At 36.3% G+C, this 19,071-nt stretch carries 19 protein-coding genes and 1 pseudogene; 15 read left to right on the top strand and 5 right to left on the bottom strand.

Going from position 1 to position 19,071, the window contains the following annotated elements:
* The first annotated feature begins 40 nt into the window (after positions 1-40).
* From AC2YHV_RS21600 to AC2YHV_RS21590, 3 genes are all read left to right on the top strand, one after another.
* Positions 41-268, top strand: coding sequence for a sulfurtransferase TusA family protein (locus AC2YHV_RS21600; RefSeq protein ID WP_034312908.1), 228 nt, complete (start codon positions 41-43; stop codon positions 266-268).
* Positions 269-396: 128 nt separating this feature from the next.
* The gene (locus AC2YHV_RS21595) at positions 397-702 is read left to right on the top strand and encodes a DUF3219 family protein (RefSeq protein ID WP_487374119.1); all 306 of its coding nucleotides are present in this window, start codon (positions 397-399) and stop codon (positions 700-702) included.
* Positions 703-783: 81 nt separating this feature from the next.
* Positions 784-1,212 carry a DUF2621 domain-containing protein gene (locus AC2YHV_RS21590; protein WP_048685984.1) on the top strand — a complete coding sequence of 143 codons (429 nt, stop codon included), beginning with the start codon at positions 784-786 and terminating at the stop codon, positions 1,210-1,212.
* 141 nt (positions 1,213-1,353) lie between these two features.
* Here AC2YHV_RS21590 and AC2YHV_RS21585 read toward each other — a convergent pair.
* A pseudogene (locus AC2YHV_RS21585) lies at positions 1,354-1,515 on the bottom strand (transposase); the annotation flags it as partial.
* A gap of 74 nt (positions 1,516-1,589) precedes the next feature.
* Positions 1,590-1,745 (bottom strand): hypothetical protein, encoded by a 156-nt coding sequence (locus AC2YHV_RS21580; protein WP_170946974.1) that lies wholly within the window; start codon positions 1,743-1,745, stop codon positions 1,590-1,592.
* A 335-nt stretch (positions 1,746-2,080) separates the two neighbouring features.
* Between AC2YHV_RS21580 and AC2YHV_RS21575 the strand changes: the two genes are divergently transcribed.
* Positions 2,081-3,226 (top strand): exonuclease SbcCD subunit D, encoded by a 1,146-nt coding sequence (locus AC2YHV_RS21575; RefSeq protein ID WP_095679709.1) that lies wholly within the window; start codon positions 2,081-2,083, stop codon positions 3,224-3,226.
* On the top strand, positions 3,223-6,354 hold the full coding sequence (locus AC2YHV_RS21570) for an AAA family ATPase (protein WP_487374118.1): 3,132 nt from the start codon (positions 3,223-3,225) through the stop codon (positions 6,352-6,354). The genes AC2YHV_RS21575 and AC2YHV_RS21570 overlap by 4 nt, the downstream gene beginning before the upstream one ends.
* 66 nt (positions 6,355-6,420) lie before the next feature.
* Here the strand turns inward: AC2YHV_RS21570 and AC2YHV_RS21565 are convergent, their stop codons facing one another.
* Entirely contained in the window at positions 6,421-6,828 is a 408-nt protein-coding gene (locus AC2YHV_RS21565) for an Hsp20/alpha crystallin family protein (protein ID WP_034312897.1), read from the bottom strand.
* A gap of 452 nt (positions 6,829-7,280) precedes the next feature.
* On the opposite strand from AC2YHV_RS21565, the gene AC2YHV_RS21560 reads away from it, so the two are divergent.
* The 8 genes from AC2YHV_RS21560 (at position 7,281) to AC2YHV_RS21525 (ending at position 15,558) form a co-directional block, all read left to right on the top strand.
* On the top strand, positions 7,281-8,294 hold the full coding sequence (locus AC2YHV_RS21560; protein ID WP_268937577.1) for an SIS domain-containing protein: 1,014 nt from the start codon (positions 7,281-7,283) through the stop codon (positions 8,292-8,294).
* Positions 8,295-8,570: 276 nt separating this feature from the next.
* The gene (locus AC2YHV_RS21555) at positions 8,571-9,434 is read left to right on the top strand and encodes a YitT family protein (RefSeq protein WP_487374117.1); all 864 of its coding nucleotides are present in this window, start codon (positions 8,571-8,573) and stop codon (positions 9,432-9,434) included.
* Between the two features lie 161 nt (positions 9,435-9,595).
* The gene (locus tag AC2YHV_RS21550; protein WP_268937579.1) at positions 9,596-10,393 is read left to right on the top strand and encodes a substrate-binding periplasmic protein; all 798 of its coding nucleotides are present in this window, start codon (positions 9,596-9,598) and stop codon (positions 10,391-10,393) included.
* A 21-nt stretch (positions 10,394-10,414) separates the two neighbouring features.
* A complete protein-coding gene (locus AC2YHV_RS21545) occupies positions 10,415-11,089 on the top strand; it encodes an amino acid ABC transporter permease (protein WP_268937580.1) in 675 nt (224 codons plus the stop codon).
* Positions 11,067-11,834 (top strand): amino acid ABC transporter ATP-binding protein, encoded by a 768-nt coding sequence (locus AC2YHV_RS21540; protein ID WP_268937581.1) that lies wholly within the window; start codon positions 11,067-11,069, stop codon positions 11,832-11,834. The genes AC2YHV_RS21545 and AC2YHV_RS21540 overlap by 23 nt, the downstream gene beginning before the upstream one ends.
* Positions 11,835-11,980: 146 nt before the next feature.
* The gene (locus AC2YHV_RS21535) at positions 11,981-12,823 is read left to right on the top strand and encodes a PfkB family carbohydrate kinase (RefSeq protein WP_413002537.1); all 843 of its coding nucleotides are present in this window, start codon (positions 11,981-11,983) and stop codon (positions 12,821-12,823) included.
* A 295-nt stretch (positions 12,824-13,118) separates the two neighbouring features.
* Complete coding sequence (locus AC2YHV_RS21530) at positions 13,119-13,850, top strand: GntR family transcriptional regulator (protein ID WP_268937583.1); 732 nt, start codon at positions 13,119-13,121, stop codon at positions 13,848-13,850.
* 547 nt (positions 13,851-14,397) lie between these two features.
* Complete coding sequence (locus AC2YHV_RS21525; protein ID WP_487374116.1) at positions 14,398-15,558, top strand: CapA family protein; 1,161 nt, start codon at positions 14,398-14,400, stop codon at positions 15,556-15,558.
* Between the two features lie 406 nt (positions 15,559-15,964).
* Here the strand turns inward: AC2YHV_RS21525 and AC2YHV_RS21520 are convergent, their stop codons facing one another.
* Together AC2YHV_RS21520 and AC2YHV_RS21515 are read right to left on the bottom strand one after the other, a co-directional pair.
* Complete coding sequence (locus AC2YHV_RS21520; protein WP_487374115.1) at positions 15,965-16,519, bottom strand: transposase; 555 nt, start codon at positions 16,517-16,519, stop codon at positions 15,965-15,967.
* A gap of 1,114 nt (positions 16,520-17,633) precedes the next feature.
* Complete coding sequence (locus tag AC2YHV_RS21515; RefSeq protein WP_487374114.1) at positions 17,634-17,780, bottom strand: hypothetical protein; 147 nt, start codon at positions 17,778-17,780, stop codon at positions 17,634-17,636.
* 401 nt (positions 17,781-18,181) lie between these two features.
* Between AC2YHV_RS21515 and AC2YHV_RS21510 the strand changes: the two genes are divergently transcribed.
* Together AC2YHV_RS21510 and AC2YHV_RS21505 are read left to right on the top strand one after the other, a co-directional pair.
* Complete coding sequence (locus AC2YHV_RS21510) at positions 18,182-18,361, top strand: RNA polymerase sigma factor (RefSeq protein WP_487374113.1); 180 nt, start codon at positions 18,182-18,184, stop codon at positions 18,359-18,361.
* A gap of 117 nt (positions 18,362-18,478) precedes the next feature.
* A complete protein-coding gene (locus AC2YHV_RS21505; RefSeq protein ID WP_487374112.1) occupies positions 18,479-18,619 on the top strand; it encodes a hypothetical protein in 141 nt (46 codons plus the stop codon).
* Positions 18,620-19,071 lie beyond the last annotated feature (452 nt).

Here is a 19,071-nt window from a genome sequence, read left to right as displayed (position 1 = left end):
ATACGAGTCAAAAACTTTTTAATCAAGGAGTGGAATATAAATGGCAAAAGTATTGGAAACGACTGGAATGGTATGTCCATTCCCTTTAGTGGAAGCAAAAGAAGCGATCGCGGACATGGCAAAAGGTGAGGAATTGATCATTAATTTCGATTGCACACAAGCAACGGAGAGCATTCCGCGTTGGGCTGCTACAGAAGGTCATGAAATCACCGAGTTCGAGCAAATCGATGACGCTAAATGGCGAATAATCGTAAAAAAGGGAAAGTAAATTGATTTGAAGAAAACGTGCTCAGGTTTCCTGTGCACGTTTTTTCATTTTTTCAAGGTTGAATAATTGGCGCTGAGAGTTTCTAGTGATAACATGTCTTTAACCACTTTATTAAGGAGATGTTGATATTGGTTGACGAGGTCATTTTAAACGATGTTCCGCTGCAAGTTACGGATTTTCTTTTTGAAACTGTAAAGGATTCTGAAGGTAATAAAATCAGAAAAGTCAGTTTCAATTTCAAGGTCACACATAGTGAATATCATGATATTACTACACTTCTTTATCAGATGGTTTTTGATTTAAAGATTCCACAGTCAAACGAGGAGTTTCGTGCAGAGATTTTTAACTATGCAACTTCGGTCACGAATCTATATGAAGAAAATGCGGTAGGGGATTTTTCACTCGTCTTGCTGGAAGTGAACGGTCAAGAATGATTGCATTGCCAGTCTTGTAAAGATATGGGTTACTGTCTATAATAAATAGTGATGATCATTCTATACATATGAGGTGGTACTTTGCTTAGCGGATGGTTTTTATGGTTCATTCTATTTTGGGTAGCCCTTTTAATTATATTGATGAGCATAGGTGGCTTTTTCATGTTTCGAAAGTTTCTGAAAAGATTTCCAAAAGAAGATGGGAAATCCGATATGGATTGGGAAGAATACTATTTGGAACAAACAAAGCACTTATGGTCAAAACAGCAAAAGGAATTACTGGAAGATTTAGTGAGCCCTGTGCCAGAACTTTTTCGTGATGTTGCACGACATAAAATCGCAGGGAAAATCGGGGAGTTGGCGTTAAAGGAAAAAGCGGGCGATATTACGGAAGATTTAGTGATACGCGGCTATATCATTGCCACACCAAAACGTGATCATAAATTTTTGCAAAAAAAATTAGCTGAAAGAAAGGTGAATATGGTTCCATATGAACATTTATTCAGCTAATGATGAAAAAAGCAGACTCATTTGGAGTCTGCTTCAGTTTGTAGAAAAAGGCGTTCAGAATAAAAATTTCGAACCCCTTTTAAAATTCCCTTTGAAATTTTGACCAAAGGTTAAGAGATTTGGACTCTTAGAGCCACTAGGTTATGCTATTTTAGGACCTTGCCATGTCCACATGGCCATCTTCTTTAAATTAATGGCAGTGAAAGTAAGCAGCGCTTGCATCGACAATTTTTTTAGTCCCCTTAAAGTAGTCCAACGCATACCTTGCTTTTCTTTTGCATCCGCGAATACACACTTAATCGTCGTATGGAACTAATAGCGAAGGTATATTGAATGAATGTCAGTTTAACTAAAATAACTGGATCATTACTTCGGCGTCATACCTCTGAATACATATCTTTCACCAAGTCATAAATGAAAATGAAGTCAATGGAAGCCTCCATTTTACGAACCAAATGGCTCGGCGGCACCAGTTGATCAAAAGTAATCATTTCAAGTTGTTCTCGTTGAATAGAATGATGTTTCGAAAGCATCCTCATCACCTCAAGTTTTAATAGATTTATTTTAAAACAAAAAAGACTGTAGGCAAAAGGAGTTCTATCCAAATTTTTAAACATAGTTGATTGGAGCGAGTGCCTGAAGTGGAAATCAACGTCAAAATTTGTACAAGCAAAAAAAATGTAGACAAACTCGATTTTCATCGTGTTTGTCTACATTCAGAAGCAGACTCATTTGGGGTCTGCTTTTTTCATTTTGAATCATGAAAAGGAGCTGTGTGGTAAAAATTAGAACGTTTGTACCCAAACCATGCTATTCGTTAAATTTTTGATATAATAATAGTAAGTAAAATTTAGGACGGAGTGAAACTATGAAATTTATCCATACGGCTGATTGGCATTTAGGTAAAATCGTTCACGGGGTACATATGACAGATGACCAAAGGCATGCACTCTTGCAATTCATAGAAATTGTCGAAGAGGAAAAACCGGATGCGGTTGTGATTGCCGGTGATTTATATGATCGTTCCGTTCCGCCGACTGAAGCGGTGGAGCTTCTTGATGAAATCCTTTATACGATTAATGTGAAAATGAATACTCCGATCGTTGCGATATCGGGAAATCATGATTCTGCGGAAAGACTCGCATTCGGTTCATCATGGTATCGTCATAGCCAGTTATACATTCATGGGAAATTGACAAAAACATGTGAGCCGGTTCGCATCAAGGGCGTGAACTTTTATTGTGTTCCTTATGCAGAACCTGGGACGGTCCGCCATCTTTTTGAAGATGATAGTATCCATTCCCATCAAGAGGCAATGAAGCGGATAACCGGAACGATAGCCGAGAATTTCAATAGTGATGAGCCGAATGTCTTTGTAGGACATGCTTTTGTATTAGGCGGTAAAACGAGCGATTCGGAAAGGGTCTTGTCGGTAGGTGGTTCTGGCTGTGTCTCATCCGACTTATTCGATGCATTCGATTATACGGCACTTGGGCATTTACATAGTCCAGACGCGATACGTCATCCTAAGGTGTTTTACTCTGGATCACTATTAAAATATTCTTTTTCCGAGGCCAAGCAGAATAAATCGCTTTCCATCGTCGATATGCAAGAAGATGGAAGCTTTGATATTCGTTATCGTTCTTTGGCACCCAAGTTCGATATGAGGGAAATATCCGGGGTTATGGAAGAGTTGCTTGATCCCGCTTTCTATCAATCGCAAAAAAGGGATGACTATTTGAAAATAACACTAAATGATGAGGGGGCACTCATCGATCCTATTAACCGCTTGCGTCAGATTTATCCGAACGTACTTCATCTGGAGCGAAAGTGGGATTTGACCGACCTTAGGAGGAAAAATTCCTTCACTTCTGTAAAAGATGAACGGAAATCAGAATTGGACCTGTTTGAAACGTTTTATCAAGAAATGACAGATAGGGACTTTGATTCACAAAAGCAGGATTTGATGGTTTCGGTAATTGAAGCTGTTAAGAAAGAGGAGGCTTTGAAATGAGACCGGATATTTTAACGATGCAGGCATTCGGACCATATGCAGGAAGGGAAACCATTGACTTTAATTCCCTTGGGGAACGGACCATGTTTGTCATCTCTGGAAAGACAGGCGCAGGGAAAACAACGATATTTGATGGGATTAGTTTTGCGATATATGGAAAAGCCAGCGGTGAAGATCGGAGCGGGCAAGATTTACGAAGTCAGTTTGCCGAAGATGATCTGTTGACTGAAGTATCATTACAATTTATCCTGCGTGGAAAAACGTATTTGGTGACCCGGTCGCCACAGCAGGAACGGAAGAAAAAAGCAGGTGAAGGAACAACTACGGTTGGAGCAAAGGCTGAATTATATGAGGTATTGCCTGAAGGAAAAAAATTGCTGGGTGCGAATGTAAGGGAAGTTGAAGAAAAAATTAAAGTACTCATTGGACTTGATGCGAACCAATTCCGGCAAATCCTGATGATTCCACAAAATGAATTCCGAAAACTGTTAACTTCCGACAGCAAGGATAAAGAACAGATTCTCCAGAAATTATTTCATACTGAACTTTATAAACGAATAGAAGAAAAATTAAAAGAAGAGGCTTCCATCCTAAGAAAGCAAAGCGAAAAAAGTGCTCAGCGGCGAATTGAATTGATGAAAGGCATCCATCCTGGAAATAATGAAGAGCTGCAGGCGCAATTGCAAGGGGAAGAGCCTAATGAACAGCAGGTTTTACCGTTGTTACAGGAAGTCATTGTGCAAGCAACAGAAAAAAATGAATATATAAATAACCAAATACAGGAAAAGCAAAAAGCTCGTGATCAAGTAAATCAAGAGCTTTCAAAAGCTGTCGATTTATTAAATAGATTTTCGGAAAAAGAAAAACTTCGAAAAGAAAAAGAGGCCCTTGAAGCAAAGCTGCCAGAAATGGAACAAGTGAAAGTCCAAATGAAAATGGCACACAAAGCGGCTTCACTTGAAAAGCAGGAACAATACTATTTGCGAATTGGCAAACAAGTGCAAGATGCGAATGCCGAACTTCAAAAGTTAAGCGAGCAGTCCGAGAAGTTACGAACTGAGCGCATTGAGAAGCAGGATTGCTATGATAAGGAAATGTTGAAGGGAAGCGAAAGAGAGCGGGCAGTCCGAGCTGTTCATCAGCTTGAGCAGGTAAAAGAGGCTGTCATGACTTTTGCAAGCTTAAAAGCACAGGTTACCTTAGATGAAAAAGAGTGGCAAACTTGTAAACGACTTCGTGAAAAAACTGTTTCGGAACATTTGTCGGTCGAAGCGGAAGCTGAGAAAGTCGCTCAAGAAAAAACAGAAGCGGAAAAAGCGGCTGTTCTTTATCGTGATCAGGAAATTGAAGCAGAAAGAAATCATTCAGCTTTATCGAAAATTAAAAAGCTTCAAGAAGTTCTTTATGAAATCCAGAATACGAAACGAGTGCTGGATGAAAAGAATAATCGGTTCCAGGAGTTACAAAGAATACAAATTCAGGAGAAGGAAAAACTGGAAACCCTGAACAGAAACTGGCGATCAGGCCAAGCGGGTATGCTTGCTTCCATGCTGCACTCTGGAGAAAATTGTCCTGTGTGCGGTTCACAAAGTCATCCAAAACCAGCACAGATGCATGAGCATATGCCGACGGATTTTGAACTGAAAGAGCAAGAAAACAAGCTGAAAACGGCGGAACAACAAAAAAGCCAAGCTGAAAGTGAATATTATCAAGCGAAATCCAAATATGACGCACTGTTAGAGTCTTCACAAGAGAAGCTAAGTGACTTACAAAATGACATGCCGGAGTTTAGGAATGAAGATATTAATCAGCATTTGCTGCAGTTTGTACAAAAAGGAAAAGTGCTGCAAGAACAGCTAAAAGAATTGATGCGGAAAAAGTCAGTATTAAATGATCTGGAAAAAAGGTTGCTGGATTTAAAAGAGAAAGCATCCGAGCTAAAGGAAAATCTGATCTCTTTAGAGAGAAAAGAGGACCAAGAAAAAACCAGGTATATTGAAAACTCTACAAAACTAACAGGATTAACCGATTCCCTGCCAGACGGAATACGGACAGAGGAAGAATATAATGCAGCTTATCTAATGGCTGTAAATACGCAGAAACGCTTACAATCGGCCTTGGAAGATGCACAAAAAAACCTTCAACTGGTGAAGGAAAGAGAATCGGCCATCAGTGCGAAAAAAGAATCCCTAAGTGGAAATATCGAGGCTTTAAATACAGAATTGAAAGAGGAGCGGGAAAAGTTAATTGCGGATATGACCAATCAAGGTTTTTCCAATTATAAAGAATATACGGCAGCAAAAATATCGGAAGCAGCTCTTGGAAATTTGGAGGACCAAGTTCAGCAGTATAATCAAAATTGGCAAAGTGTTTTAAGTCTGTTTCATGATTTAGAAATGAAATTAAAAGATGTGACCAAACCGGATCTTGAAGGATTGAAAAAGACATTTGATTTCATAGATGAAGAATTGGAGTCATTACGCCAAAAACAGAATGAGTTGCAGGCTGAAAAACGGACTAACGAAGAAATCCAAAGGAAATTGGCGCAAATTAGGGAAGAACAGAAAAGTTTGGATGAAAGGTACAGTATCGTCGGTCATCTGTCTGAGATTTCCAAAGGTCAAAACTCCTTTAAAATAACTTTTGAACGTTATGTACTGGCAGCCTTTTTAGATGATATCTTAAAAGAAGCCAATTCAAGGCTGCTGAAAATGACAAGCGGAAGATATCAGTTATTGCGAAAGCTTGATCCAACACGAAGGAATATCCAGAGCGGTCTGGAGTTATCTGTGTATGATCAATATACAGGACAAGAGAGGCATGTCAAAACCCTTTCGGGAGGAGAGAGCTTTAAGGCTTCCCTTGCACTTGCCTTGGGTCTTGCAGATGTTGTCCAGCAGAATGCTGGCGGAATTTCACTTGAAACGATGTTCATCGATGAAGGTTTCGGTACGCTCGACCCTGAATCTCTTGATCATGCAATTGAAGCATTAATGGATATACAAAGCACCGGGAGATTGGTCGGGATAATATCCCATGTCCCGGAATTGAAAGAAAGAATCGATGCCCAGCTTCAAGTCATTTCGACACAAAAAGGAAGTCGGACGTCCTTTTATTTTGCTGGTTAATCAAGAAAAAAGAATGGCCAAGGGGAGGTTCCCCTTAACCATTCTTTTTATTTTTTTATGAACAGACTACTCAATGTTAATATCTTCAGCTGTTTTTCCGGGGGAAAACTTATGGATGCGAATCACCAAAATCGGATTCGAGAATTCAGCGGTAATTCTTCGTGAGCAAATCGAAAAGGGGAAAGGGATCTTTCTCTGTGTGGGTAGCTTATCTTCTTTTTTTTCAAGAAATGGCTTATGAGTATCGTCAACGATGATCGATAGCTCATTATCACTTAGGCATACTTTAATATCTTTTACATCATGATCTTCCAAAACCGCTTCCACCATATACTCATCGTCACTTTCGTATATATCAATTGAAAAAAGTTGATGATCCAACGCACAAGTTTCCGGATCCAGAAAAAAACTTTTTACCCATTCATCAAACTTTTCAACCTCAGTCATTTGCGATCCATGTTGATTGTCTTGCATGTTGATACCCCCGGTTTTCCTTTGAGGTATTATATGATGGAGCATGAAGAATGGTGATTGGAAAAGTGAAATTGAAGATAATAAAAGATTTCGGGAAATTGGTTCGAAAAATGTAAAAAGCAACCAATGCTAAGGGACGATTGGTATGCGGGTATTAAAAAGCAGAACAATATCTTAATTTGTATACAGGATTTTATTATTTATAGATAGTTCGGTGATAAATTAAGACAAGGGAATATGATTCCTTTTTTACATTGCAGATAATTGATAAACCTTCACCACCGACCGCTTTAAATATTCAGAATTTTATAATTTTTATATTGATACTTAGAAATTTGCATGCTATAATTTAAAACATAAATGGTATATACCATTTATGTTTTTTCTATCTAATGGTATATACCATTCAAAAGTTTACTTAATCCATTACAAATTATAAGGGAGAGTGCTAAATGCTAAAGTTTAATCACCAGAACTATTTAAAAGTAACAAATGGAGCAGTTTTATTAAGAGAAGGAATAGAGAAGAAGATGGATGAAGTTTCAAAAAAAGAATTTAAGAATCTTTTCCTTATTGGATCCGGTGGTTCAATTGCTATTATGTATCCATTTGAATATATATGGAATTCCACATCAACTATTCCTGCCTATGCCGAAATTGCTTCTGAGTTTATGTTACAAAGCCATAAACAATTTAATGAAAACTCAGTTGTTATTCTCTCTTCTCTATCAGGCACGACAGAGGAAACTGTTGAAGCAGCAAAATATTGTAAGGAAAGAGGAGCCACTACGATTGGTTTAGTAGGAGAAATGGGAACGCCATTGGCCAACATCGTAGACTATCCAATCGCTAACTATGCGGAAAATGATTATGCTGCAGATTCAATAAACCTTCAAATGTATATGGTTATCTTTAGGCTTATGCATAATAATGGGGAATTCGCGAAGTACGAACAATTTGTATCAGAGTTAGAAAAAATGCCTGAAAATTTAATTTCAGTAAAAGAACAGGCGGAAGAAAAGGCTAAAGAATTCGCAACTAAATATAAAGATGAAGATTACCATATGTTAATTGGATCGGGAACAGCTTGGGGACGAACCTATGCATATAGTATGTGCGTATTGGAAGAGATGCAATGGATTCGTACAAAATCCGTCCACGCAGCAGAATTCTTCCACGGAACGATTGAGTTGGTTGAAAGAGACACTAGTATCATTTTGTTAAAAGGGGAAGATGCAACTAGACCTTTAGCAGATAGAGTCGAGCGATTTGCTGAGAAATATACTGATAAGCTTACGATTTTTGATACAAAAGATTATGTGCTTGAAGGAATTAGTCCAGAATTCCGCCAATATTTCCCTCCGCTAGTTTTAGGAAGTTTACTACAACGAGTAAGCGTTCACCTTGAAGATAAACGGAATCATTCATTAGATAAGAGAAGGTATTATCGTACTGTAGCATATTAAGAAATAGTTAAACTTGAGGAGGATACAGGTAGTAATCATTCTCCTCAAGTAAGGCTTCTAAGCCACATGTTGTAGTGATTAACAAGCAAGTTAATTACTACATACGTCAATACTTTTCTGGGAATTTGAGATTTTAAGCGTATGAATAGATGCGTCTGATGAAAGAAAGTTTTTGGAAAAGTATTGATGGTAAAATAATTTTCCTTTTAACATCCATTCATTAGACCTGGATCATAATTAAGTTAGTGATAATGGGAAGTCAACAGAAGGTTCTCCGTGAGAGAGTTGAAAGGATGTTTTAATGTGGCTCGTAAGTATCAAATTACTTATGAACTATCAGGAATTACATTAGGTTGTTTCCTATTTGCATTTGGAACCAATTGCCTGCTAACTCCTTCCAGTTTATTAGCAGGAGGACTAGGCGGCGTTTGTGCAATTTTTTATCATCTATTTGAATGGCCAATGGGAATACAATATTTTGTTTATAATATCCCATTACTGTTTTTAGGCTATATTCATGTTGGTAAAAAATTTATAATTTATACTCTATTTTCGGTCATAGTATCCTCTCTTTTTTTAGACTGGATTCCAGTCCGCTTAATATGGACTAAAGATATATTATTGTGTTGTATTTACGGAGCGATTATTTCGGGGAGTGGAGCAGCCGTTATTCTTCGTCTGGGAGGGTCAGTGGGAGGGCTAGATATACTTTCCCGTGTTATAGCGAAATACACGAATTTTTCTATAGGGAAATCTGGATTAATTTTTAGCGCTTCCATTGTAACGATCTCCGCTCTGATTTTCGATATTCAGTTAGCTATGTATACAATCCTATCGTTTTTCGTGGGGACTAAAACATATGATGCCATTCTAAATATTGCAGAGAAAAATGTGATAATTATTGTTACAAACGAGGGGGAAGAACTAGCTTCATTGTTGACAGCAAAGTTAAACAGAGAAGTGAATTCATGGAAGGACATAAGTGTATACAGTGAAAAGAAAAAAACGGTATTGCTATGTTTGATTATTGAATTGGAGTGGATGGAAGTAACACATGCAGTAAAGAGTATTGATCCAGGAGCTGTTATTTTATCATTACCAACCAAGAAAACGTTTGGGAAGTTTAAGCTGAAGTGGTAGGCTAGATAAAATTTCATTTGGTATATACCATTTTGTTTTTTCTGTGGTATGATAGGCCTATCTTTATTATTTCTTGAATTTTCAATATTATCTAACAATATTGATTTCAGGTCATATGAAGTCAAAATGTAGGAAAATCTTTAATATAGGGGGAGCTTTTAATGAAAAGAATTTTTATAGCTTGTGTGACTCTCATTTTACTTATTGGGGTAGTGGGATGTGGCAAAAACACATCAACAAGTGGGGAAGCTTCAACAAAGAATAAGGAAATTAAAGTAATAACTACAGCTGGAGGATATCCATTTAATGCTACAAATCCAAAAACTAATGAAATTGAAGGTTTTATTATTGAAATCGTTAATGAACTAGCTAAGAGATCAGATGTGAAAGTTCAGATATCAACCGGAGAATGGAATTCGCTTATTCCTTCATTGAAATCAGGTAAGGCAGATGTTATTGCCGATGCTATGTATATTACTGACGTAAGAAAAAAACAAATTAGCTTTACAGATCCTGTTTTTGGTTTTGGTGAAGGCCTTATTGTACCGGAAGGTGATACAAAAACTAAATCTCTTAAAGACTTAAAGGGTAAAGTAATCGGTGTTCAAATGGGCACCTCATTCAAAGACATGCTAGAAAAAGAAAATAAATCATTAAATATAGAAGTAAAGACTTACCAAACGCTATCCGATCTGCTAAAAGATATTCAAACAAATCGTATAGATGCAGCGTTGGCAGATGCCCCTACTTTTAGTTATTTTAAAGCTAAGAATCCTGATATGAAGTATCGAATTGTTGAGGGATATGTTCCTTCTCTCACTGGGGAAGTTGGAATAGGTGTTTCAAAAGATCACCCTGAACTATTAAAAAAATTCAATAAAGCCATTCAAGAAATGAAAGAAGATGGCACCCTTAAAGATATTTATAAAAAATGGGGTGTGGAGTGGGACTATAATTAATGAAGAGGGAGGGGACTGTAGATGAACGATTTTTTCTCAAATGCTAAAGAATTTGCACCCAGATTTCTAGAAGGTACCATTATTACTATTGAATTAACCGTAATATCCTTGATTCTCTCTCTTATTATTGGTCTAGCAGTTGCTCTTGGTAAAATAACACCTAATAAATTTATAAATAAAGTATGTGGTATTTATATCAGCATAGTAAGAGGAACGCCCCTCTTAGTACAAATGATGTATGTTTACTTTGTTTTCCCGGATTTGGGGCTTTCATTAAGTGCTTTCCAAGCAGCTATTGTGGCACTTTCTATTAATGAAAGCGCCTACTTAGCTGAAACATTTCGAGCAGGTATTAAATCAATTCCTAAGGGGCAAATGGAAGCAGCAAAGGCAATTGGAATGAATTACTCTCTTTCGATGCGTAGGATTGTCCTCCCCCAAGCCATTCGAAATGTGATTCCTGCCATCGGAAATTCAGCTATTGTATTGATTAAAAACTCTTCATTAGCAGCAGTCATTACTGTGACAGAGTTAATGCATGAAGGAAATTTGTTAGCCTCATCAACATATCAAAACATACAGATATTCACGATGATTGCGATCATTTATTGGGTTTTACATTATCCACTTGCCATTCTTGTAGATTATCTAGAAAAGCGAGGTAATAAAAATAATGTTACAATTAACCAATCTTAAAAAATCCTTTAATGAAAAGCAGGTTATTAATGGGATTGACCTATCAGTAAGAAAAGGTGAAGTAGTCGTTATCGTTGGACCGAGTGGCAGTGGAAAGAGTACGCTTTTGAGAATGATGAATGCTCTTGAGTATCCAACCGAAGGAGATATTAAGCTAGAAGGTGAGTCCATTCTCTATAAAGACATAAATGGAAAGCCTATTTCACGAAATGAAAAGGAATTAAGTAAATCTCGAGCTGAAATTGGAATGGTATTTCAAGGTTTTCATTTATTCGCACACAAAACTGTACTTGAGAACATTATTGAAGGGCCTATCCATGTAAGAAAAATCAAAAAAGAGAAAGCGATTCAGGAAGCAGAATATCTATTAAAGAAAGTCGGCTTGCTAGATAAACGCGACCAGTTTCCACATTCTCTTTCCGGTGGGCAGCAACAACGAATTGCCATTGCTAGAGCGTTGGCAATGAAGCCTAAAATGTTGCTTTTTGATGAACCAACTTCCGCTCTAGATCCTGAATTAGTGGGTGAAGTTCTTATAGTAATGAAGGAATTAGCATTGGAGGGCATGACAATGGCAGTAGTCACACATGAAATGGGCTTTGCTCGTGAAGTAGGTGACCGTGTCATATTTATTGATCAGGGAGTAATTGTTCAAGATGCTCCACCAGAAAGGTTCTTTCACTCTACGAATGGAAATGAACGCATCAGAAAATTTTTGAGTACTATATCAAGAAATGCCGTTTGATACTGAAAATAAACTTGAAGATAAAAGGGTCTTTTAGATTGATTATAGAGTTAGGAAAAGTAAGATAACTTTAAATTAAATAATAGATTCTTCACTTTCATTGGAATTACTTATTAGATGAAATGTAGATGTTGAGGTGAAGGGAAATGAAGATCGTAGGGGTAGGGGACAATGTAGTTGATTATTATCAAGACCGTGGTGAAATTTATCCAGGCGGAAACGCTCTAAATATAGCTGTTTTATGTAAAAGGTATGGGGTGGAACAAAGCTCATATATTGGAGTTATCGGAAACGATTTAGCGGCTGAGCATATTGTAAATAGCTTGAAAGCTGAAGGTGTTGATATCTCTAGAATTAGAAAAGCATATGGACCAAATGGGGAATCGGTTATCTCTCTTAACGAAAATAACGACCGCACGTTTGTCGGATCAAATAATGGAGGGGTACAAGGCCTAATAAAATTAAATTTTGATGAAAACGATCTTAACTATATTTCAACTCATGATCTTATGCATACAAGCTTGTATAGCCATATAGAACAAGATTTACATAAGCTATCGAAAAAAATATCCATTTCTTTTGATTTTTCTTCAAGACATGAAGAAACATATCTTAAAGAGGTTTGCCCGTATCTTGATTATGGTTTTTTTTCAGGAAGTGAATTAAACGACTCACAGTGTATTGAATTAATGCATTACGCAAAAAATTTAGGAACTAAAATCATTGGAGTTACAAGAGGAGAAAAAGGTGCTTTATTTTTGGTGGATGACCAAGTGTATAAGCAACCTATTGTGGAAGCTAAAGTGATAGACACCCTGGGAGCAGGTGATTCCTTCATTTCCATGTTTTTGGTACATTATCACCAACATCATAATGTCACTGAAGCATTGAACAAGGCAGCAATAGCAGCCGCAAAAAACTGTGAAAGTTATGGTGCATTTGGATATGGATTAAGTAAAAAAACTAACCTTTCCAAAGACTTGGTATGATCTTTTAAATGGGCATTTAAACTATAAGGGGCGGGAACTTTTATATTTGAGTCCGCCTCTTATTGTATTTTATACGTACAATCAATAGATTGTTTACACAAATCTAACGTTCCAAACAGAGTTTTATTATTCATTTTGAAGGGTTATTGATTGAAATTATTGAATCCTTATTATAAAAGTTAATAAATTTATGTATAACAAGAAAATATGATTTTATAACATATTAAAAGGTACACATTAAATTGTTATGAAGTGTGCGTGTATAAATCGAAATAAATTAAGGATGATGTAGAATATGGAAAAAGAAATTGATGGAATTCCTTATTATCAAAAACTAAAAACAATGTTTATAGAGGAAATTAAAACTGGGAACCTTAAGTATGGTGACAAGATACCTTCAGAGCGAGTGTTAGCTGAAAAGTTCAAAATAAGTAGAATGACAGCTCGACACGCGCTTTCTACCTTGGAAAGAGAAGGGTTTGTTGAACGAAGAGTGGGGGTAGGTACGTTCATTTCGAATCGTAAAATTCAATGGAACTTTATTACTGTAAATAGTTTTACAAAAGGGATGGAAGATAAAGGTTTAAAGCCCTCTACCGAGACAATATTTGCAAAAATAGAGACAGCAGATGAATTTCTGGCTAGTAAATTAAATATCTCTACGGGGGAAGAGATTTTTTCTTTAAAAAGATTAAGAATCGTTGATAATATCCCTGTTGCTATAGAATTAAGTCAAATACCGCACAAATTTTGCTCACAAATAGAAGAGTATATATCTACCAAGGTATCCTTGTACAATGTATTAGATGAATTTTACGGATTAAAATTGGCAAAGCAAAAACAGTATATGCGAATATCTTTGTCGGATCCGATTGAAAGTAAATTACTCAAAATAGGAAATGAAAACCCTTGCCTTTCAATAGAAGGCACCACTTATGATTCTTTCGAAAGACCTATCGAATATTATCAAATATTAGCAAGAGGGGATCTTGTTGAGTTTTACTCAGAACCTACTAATCCCCAGTGAAAATAAGCTCTAATTGCTTTTCATTTATTTATAAATTTTCGCACTAATTCTAAAATTAACTAAAACTATCACAACCTCCATATAAGTTGTGGTGGTTTTTGTGATAAAAGGCACATCGCATCGGTGCAAAGATCATTCACTTTAGATCTGCAACTGCATTTCTGAAAACCCTTTTAAAACAACTTATTTAAAGGCAATTGAATTTGCAAAAAATAGGGGGATATTTCTATCGTTTAACCCTAACTTCCGACATGATTTATGGAAAAATAGAGTGGCTGAATTTATTAGTTTAGCTAGAAAGGGTATATCAATGGCTGTCCCTGTAAAAGAAAGTAGAGCTTGAACTAATAACGGGAAAATGGATAAATATGATGGAATAGCCGGAGATAGCAAGCACATCTGATATAGCAACACACGATATGTCTAACTTTTATTATTTCGTACTCTGTTTCAAACGAATGATGTGTTCATTTTAAATATCAAATAGATATTTTTGTTGTTATTTCCTAAAAACACCCTACTATAATAGTAGGAGGTAGCATTTGTCATGAAAAGAATACTAGTGTTTCTAGCTACATTTATGTGTTTGTTATGGATTCTTGCACCATTTGTAAAAGGTCAATTTCAAGAGGAACCAAAAGTCTCGGAAACAAAGGCAGAAAATAAAAAGAAACTTAAACCCGACAACGCTTCATCTCAAGCTCTAACACCTGTTCCGAAACAAAAAGTAACTTCAGCAACCATAGGCGCTGTAGGAGATATTTTAATTCACGATAGGGTGTATATACCCGCTCGCAAGTCAAACGGCACGTATGACTTTAATCCGATGTTCCGATTTGTGAAGCCCTATCTAGGGAAAACGGATATTACGGTGGCCAATCAGGAAACGATGATTGGCGGGAAAGAAATGGGGCTTTCCTCATATCCTTCCTTTAATTCACCAGTAGAGGTGGGCGATGCTCTAAAGGCAAACGGGGTTGATCTCGTGACAATCGCCAATAACCATACACTTGACCGAGGAGAAAAGGCCATTTTGAATGCGCTTGACCACTGGAACAGTATTGGGATGCCATATACAGGAGCTTATCAATCTCCTGAAGACCAGAAGATCATTCGAATATTAAAAAGAAACGATATTACCTTTTCGTTTCTCAGCTATACGTATGGAACGAACGGGATTCCTGTTCCTGCGGGGAAGCCCCATCTTGTGAATTTAATTGATACCACGAGAATCCAGACGGAAGTTAAAGAAGCAGAGAAAGTTTCAGATGTCGTTGTGGTCAGTCTGCACTTCGGCAAAGAGTATGAACGGTTGCCTAATGATGAACAAAAGCTGCTTGCTCAAACGACAGTTAATGCAGGTGCTGATATTATTATTGGCCACCACCCACACGTTTTGCAGCCTGTTTCATGGCTTACAAAACCAAACGGCGAACGGGCATTTGTTGCTTATTCGCTTGGGAATTTCCTATCCGGCCAGCAGGGGGATTACAAAGACATCGGCGGTATTATGCAAATTGGCGTAAGGAAAATCCAAACCGGGGATGATGTGAAAATCGAACTGCAAAATCCTAAATTCCTGCCAACCTGGGTAAACCGGCCATATGAGATCATTCCAATGAATGCCTTGAGTGATCAGTCTGACAAATATAACGAAATCCAAAAACATATGAATCAATTCATGCCTGAACTGTCATTTGATTTTTAAGGAAGGTACAGTATTCGGCATTGGAAAAAACTAATTGTTTTACATAATGAAAACGCCACCGGCTATGTAGCCGGTGGACCGCATATTCCTTCTAATAAGGTAAACACTATTCACCATGTTCCAGTTAAACGGCTTGAACCAACAGACGAACATAATAGGTTGCTGCGGCAACCTTTTTCTTACGGAACTACCATGAAAATAGACTTCTGGAATTTAGGGGAAAAGGCAATACTTAAGAAGACGCAGCTCATTGTTTTTTTAAAAAGGGGAGAGCGCCTAATTTACTGATTTATTGTAGGTAAGTGGATTGGATTAAGATTCTTCAGGTTCTTGTAATGTAACTGTGTATCCTAAACTTTCAAGTCTTCTTAGAGAATGCCGAAAAATTGATTGTTGTCTCTGTTTATCAAAGTAGTCTTCGCCTAAGTCTACATACATTTCTTTTCGAGTTAAGAGATAAATAGGAGATACGTAACATGGCATGAGCGACTACTATTCCTGCTCGTTTCTTACCTTTTCGAGATGCTGTACGCCTATACAGTGCTCCGAGATAATTTTTAGATCCTCTTACAGAATGAGCTGCTTCTGTTAATGCTGATCTCAAATACTTGTTTCCTTTTTTTGTTTTAGCCGATTTTCTTTTCCCCGCACTTTCGTTATGCCCAGGAACTAGTCCTGCCCAAGAACACATATGAGCTGCACTTGGAAACTGTTTCTTAATATCAGTCCCAATTTCAGATAAAATTTGCTCAGCCATTCTTGTAGCTATACCAGGAATAGAGTCTAATCGTTCCACATCTTCTTGATATGAGCTTACTCTTTCCTCGACCTCTTGGTCGAGCATCTCGATTTGTTCTGTTAAAAAATCAATATGCTTTAAAATGGTTTTTAACATGAGGCGTTGATGCGAATTGATATAACCTTTAAGGGCGAGTTCTAGTTCATCTTTCTTCTTTTTCATTGTGCGTCGAGCAAAGTTTGCTAGTTTTTCAGGATCCTCTTCACCTTCAGCAATTGCGTTAAGTTTGTTCTCCCTCTTTTTAGTTATTGCGAATACAAGGAAGTTAAATTGGATTCAAATAAGAAAAAGGTTTTTTACGTTTATTATTTGGTTTATTTCTTTAAATGCTTTGAACTATCTTCTTTCTTATTTTTTTAGACGTTCGGAAATGGATGTTTGGGATTTAGGTATTCCTTTGGGTGTATCATTCGGATTGGCATTTTCTGATTTAATGTCTTGGAAAAAGAAAGAATAAAGCATTGAAGTTTTACTAAGGATTAATGCTTCACTAACGGGTGCTATAGTTGAAGTTCGGAGCTGTCTTTAAGGTGGCTTTTTCTTTATGCAACTATCGGGGCAGATTAGTTGAATAACAATTGAGCTATTAAACCTCAAATACTGGACTATTTTTCTTAAAATTAGGAAAGATAAATTTTGAGTTGAGTTTTATGAAAAGGCTAAATATATTGATTGTTAACATTCCGATGTTGTTTTTTTGTTCAATTCAAGGGTACGCACAACCTAAAGAATGTCCTGTGTTAAGTCAATTAGAGAAAACATCGATTAAGGATAAAAAAGAGGTAATAAAAGCGTTAAATACTTTAATACCAAAAACTTATGGAACTGGAATAGATGATTGGATTGTGTATTGGTTATTGGTTATCTAGGTGGAGGAATTTGAATACCTTTTACGACCTATGTTTTAAAACATTTAAGATTAAATACCAAAAGTGAGTGAAATTTCATGGGCAAAGAGTCTTTATTTCTATATTTATCGCTGCAATTCCTTCCGTTGTTATTCGTTCCATACTTCGTGCCAATGGCATTCACAATTTTCTTAGTGAAAATTCAACTGTTCAAGCATTAATATATTTGGTCATTTGTTTATTGATTTTCTTTGTTTTTAAAAAGAAGTCTGAAAGATAAGACTTATACACTTGTCAAAATCTTGTTCAACTAACGGGTACATTACTTGAATATCCTACTGGATTGAAAGAAATTCTCAATAAGGAGAATTTCTTTATTTTGGTATTATTCTATCCAATATCCATTTCAATTTCTCTTCTTAAGATACTTATCTCAATTCATCCCAATATAAAAAGACATACTCTGGTTCATGCTCTTTTTTCAACTCATCAACACTTGCTATTATTTTTAAAGTTTTCTTTTTATTCGTACGTAAAGTATTACTAGCGTTCTGTTTTAAACCCTTTTCATCCATGATATACACTCTCCTTTTTAGCATAGTTTGTGTCCTGCCCCTCTTCTTATTCTTGTTTTTGCAAGGAATGTAATCAGTTGAAATATTCAATAAAAGAAGGAAAATGGAATGTATTATGAAAATCAGCTTACATAGTTCACTCTAATATGTATGTCTTATGCTGCTTTGTTCATTTCACACGTGCAAATAGAGGCTAAAGGAAACAAACATTAAAAAGATTCTTGTTTGTATAAGAGAACATATTGTGAAACATTTCAATTAAAGTAACGGGGAGGTTAGTTATGTTGAATTAAATGCTTTAGCCGCCATTTTGTTTGGCGGTTTTCTGTTGCCAATAAAAAAAATATTTTTTGTAACAAAATTGACCTGAATCGGATATATAGACGAAAGGAGGAAAAGGCTTGGGAGAACTAGATGAAATTTATAGCAATTATGCTGAAGAAGTTTTTAAATATCTAATGTATCTTTGTCACAACTCAGATTTATCAGAAGAACTAACACAAGAAACCTTCTATCAAGCTGTAAAATCCATTGATAGATATAATGGTGATGTAAAATGTCAGTTTGGCTTTGTCAAATAGCGAAGCACTCCTATTATAAGCATCTTGAACGTAATAAGAAACAACAAAGACATATGCTTCAAGATGAAACAATACATACTTCTCCTGAAGCTGAACTTATTTATTCGGAAGACAAAATTGCCCTCAACAGAAGTGACTGAAAAAGAAGAAAAACAACTTCTTGCCATTTTTAAAAAGTATAATAAAAAACTTAATTTGTTAGCTGTTTTACCAGCAGTAGAAATTGAAGATTGGTTACAAAAGAAAATGCTTCTGTAAAACAGAAACCTACAACGATCTATCCTATTGAGTACAATAAAGCTGCCATCGTCATTGGGAACGAGGGGATACTTAGGAAGAATGAGCCTTTTACCCCTAGTGGTTACGATTTAGGAACTGTTGTTAATTGGTGGTGTCACTCAATAGTCTGTTCGTACGAACTTTTATATTCATATTGAATGATCCATCGATTATTTTAGTGCGTCCCAGTTGATTAATTTAAAGATGAAACACGTAGGGTTTTTTTTTTGTATTCATTAACAAGATGGTTTCAAGAGGAAAGTGTTATTAGAGATTCTTATTTTACGGATTAAATGTTGACACTAAAGAAAAATAGCAGTATGATAATGAAGTCGCCTAATTAATGAGCGATTTTAAAAAAGAAATACTTCGTAGAAGTTGACAACTATTCAACGTTATGTTACGATGAATTAGTTGAAAAAAACTACAAA

The organism is Peribacillus sp. SRI_006 (genome assembly GCF_057586375.1).
Note: the sequence above shows the minus strand (reverse complement) of the source record. Positions and strands in the feature narration are given on the sequence as shown.

Excerpts from the sequence above, each read along its gene's own strand:
- AC2YHV_RS21600 (WP_034312908.1), top strand. The coding sequence starts at position 41 with ATGGCAAAAGTATTGGAAACGACTGGAATGGTATGTCCATTCCCTTTA.
- AC2YHV_RS21580 (WP_170946974.1), bottom strand. The coding sequence starts at position 1,745 with ATGCTTTCGAAACATCATTCTATTCAACGAGAACAACTTGAAATGATT.
- AC2YHV_RS21575 (WP_095679709.1), top strand. The coding sequence starts at position 2,081 with ATGAAATTTATCCATACGGCTGATTGGCATTTAGGTAAAATCGTTCAC.
- AC2YHV_RS21570 (WP_487374118.1), top strand. The coding sequence starts at position 3,223 with ATGAGACCGGATATTTTAACGATGCAGGCATTCGGACCATATGCAGGA.
- AC2YHV_RS21565 (WP_034312897.1), bottom strand. The coding sequence starts at position 6,828 with ATGCAAGACAATCAACATGGATCGCAAATGACTGAGGTTGAAAAGTTT.
- AC2YHV_RS21560 (WP_268937577.1), top strand. The coding sequence starts at position 7,281 with ATGCTAAAGTTTAATCACCAGAACTATTTAAAAGTAACAAATGGAGCA.
- AC2YHV_RS21550 (WP_268937579.1), top strand. The coding sequence starts at position 9,596 with ATGAAAAGAATTTTTATAGCTTGTGTGACTCTCATTTTACTTATTGGG.
- AC2YHV_RS21545 (WP_268937580.1), top strand. The coding sequence starts at position 10,415 with ATGAACGATTTTTTCTCAAATGCTAAAGAATTTGCACCCAGATTTCTA.
- AC2YHV_RS21540 (WP_268937581.1), top strand. The coding sequence starts at position 11,067 with ATGTTACAATTAACCAATCTTAAAAAATCCTTTAATGAAAAGCAGGTT.
- AC2YHV_RS21535 (WP_413002537.1), top strand. The coding sequence starts at position 11,981 with ATGAAGATCGTAGGGGTAGGGGACAATGTAGTTGATTATTATCAAGAC.
- AC2YHV_RS21530 (WP_268937583.1), top strand. The coding sequence starts at position 13,119 with ATGGAAAAAGAAATTGATGGAATTCCTTATTATCAAAAACTAAAAACA.
- AC2YHV_RS21525 (WP_487374116.1), top strand. The coding sequence starts at position 14,398 with ATGAAAAGAATACTAGTGTTTCTAGCTACATTTATGTGTTTGTTATGG.
- AC2YHV_RS21520 (WP_487374115.1), bottom strand. The coding sequence starts at position 16,519 with ATGAAAAAGAAGAAAGATGAACTAGAACTCGCCCTTAAAGGTTATATC.
- AC2YHV_RS21515 (WP_487374114.1), bottom strand. The coding sequence starts at position 17,780 with ATGGATGAAAAGGGTTTAAAACAGAACGCTAGTAATACTTTACGTACG.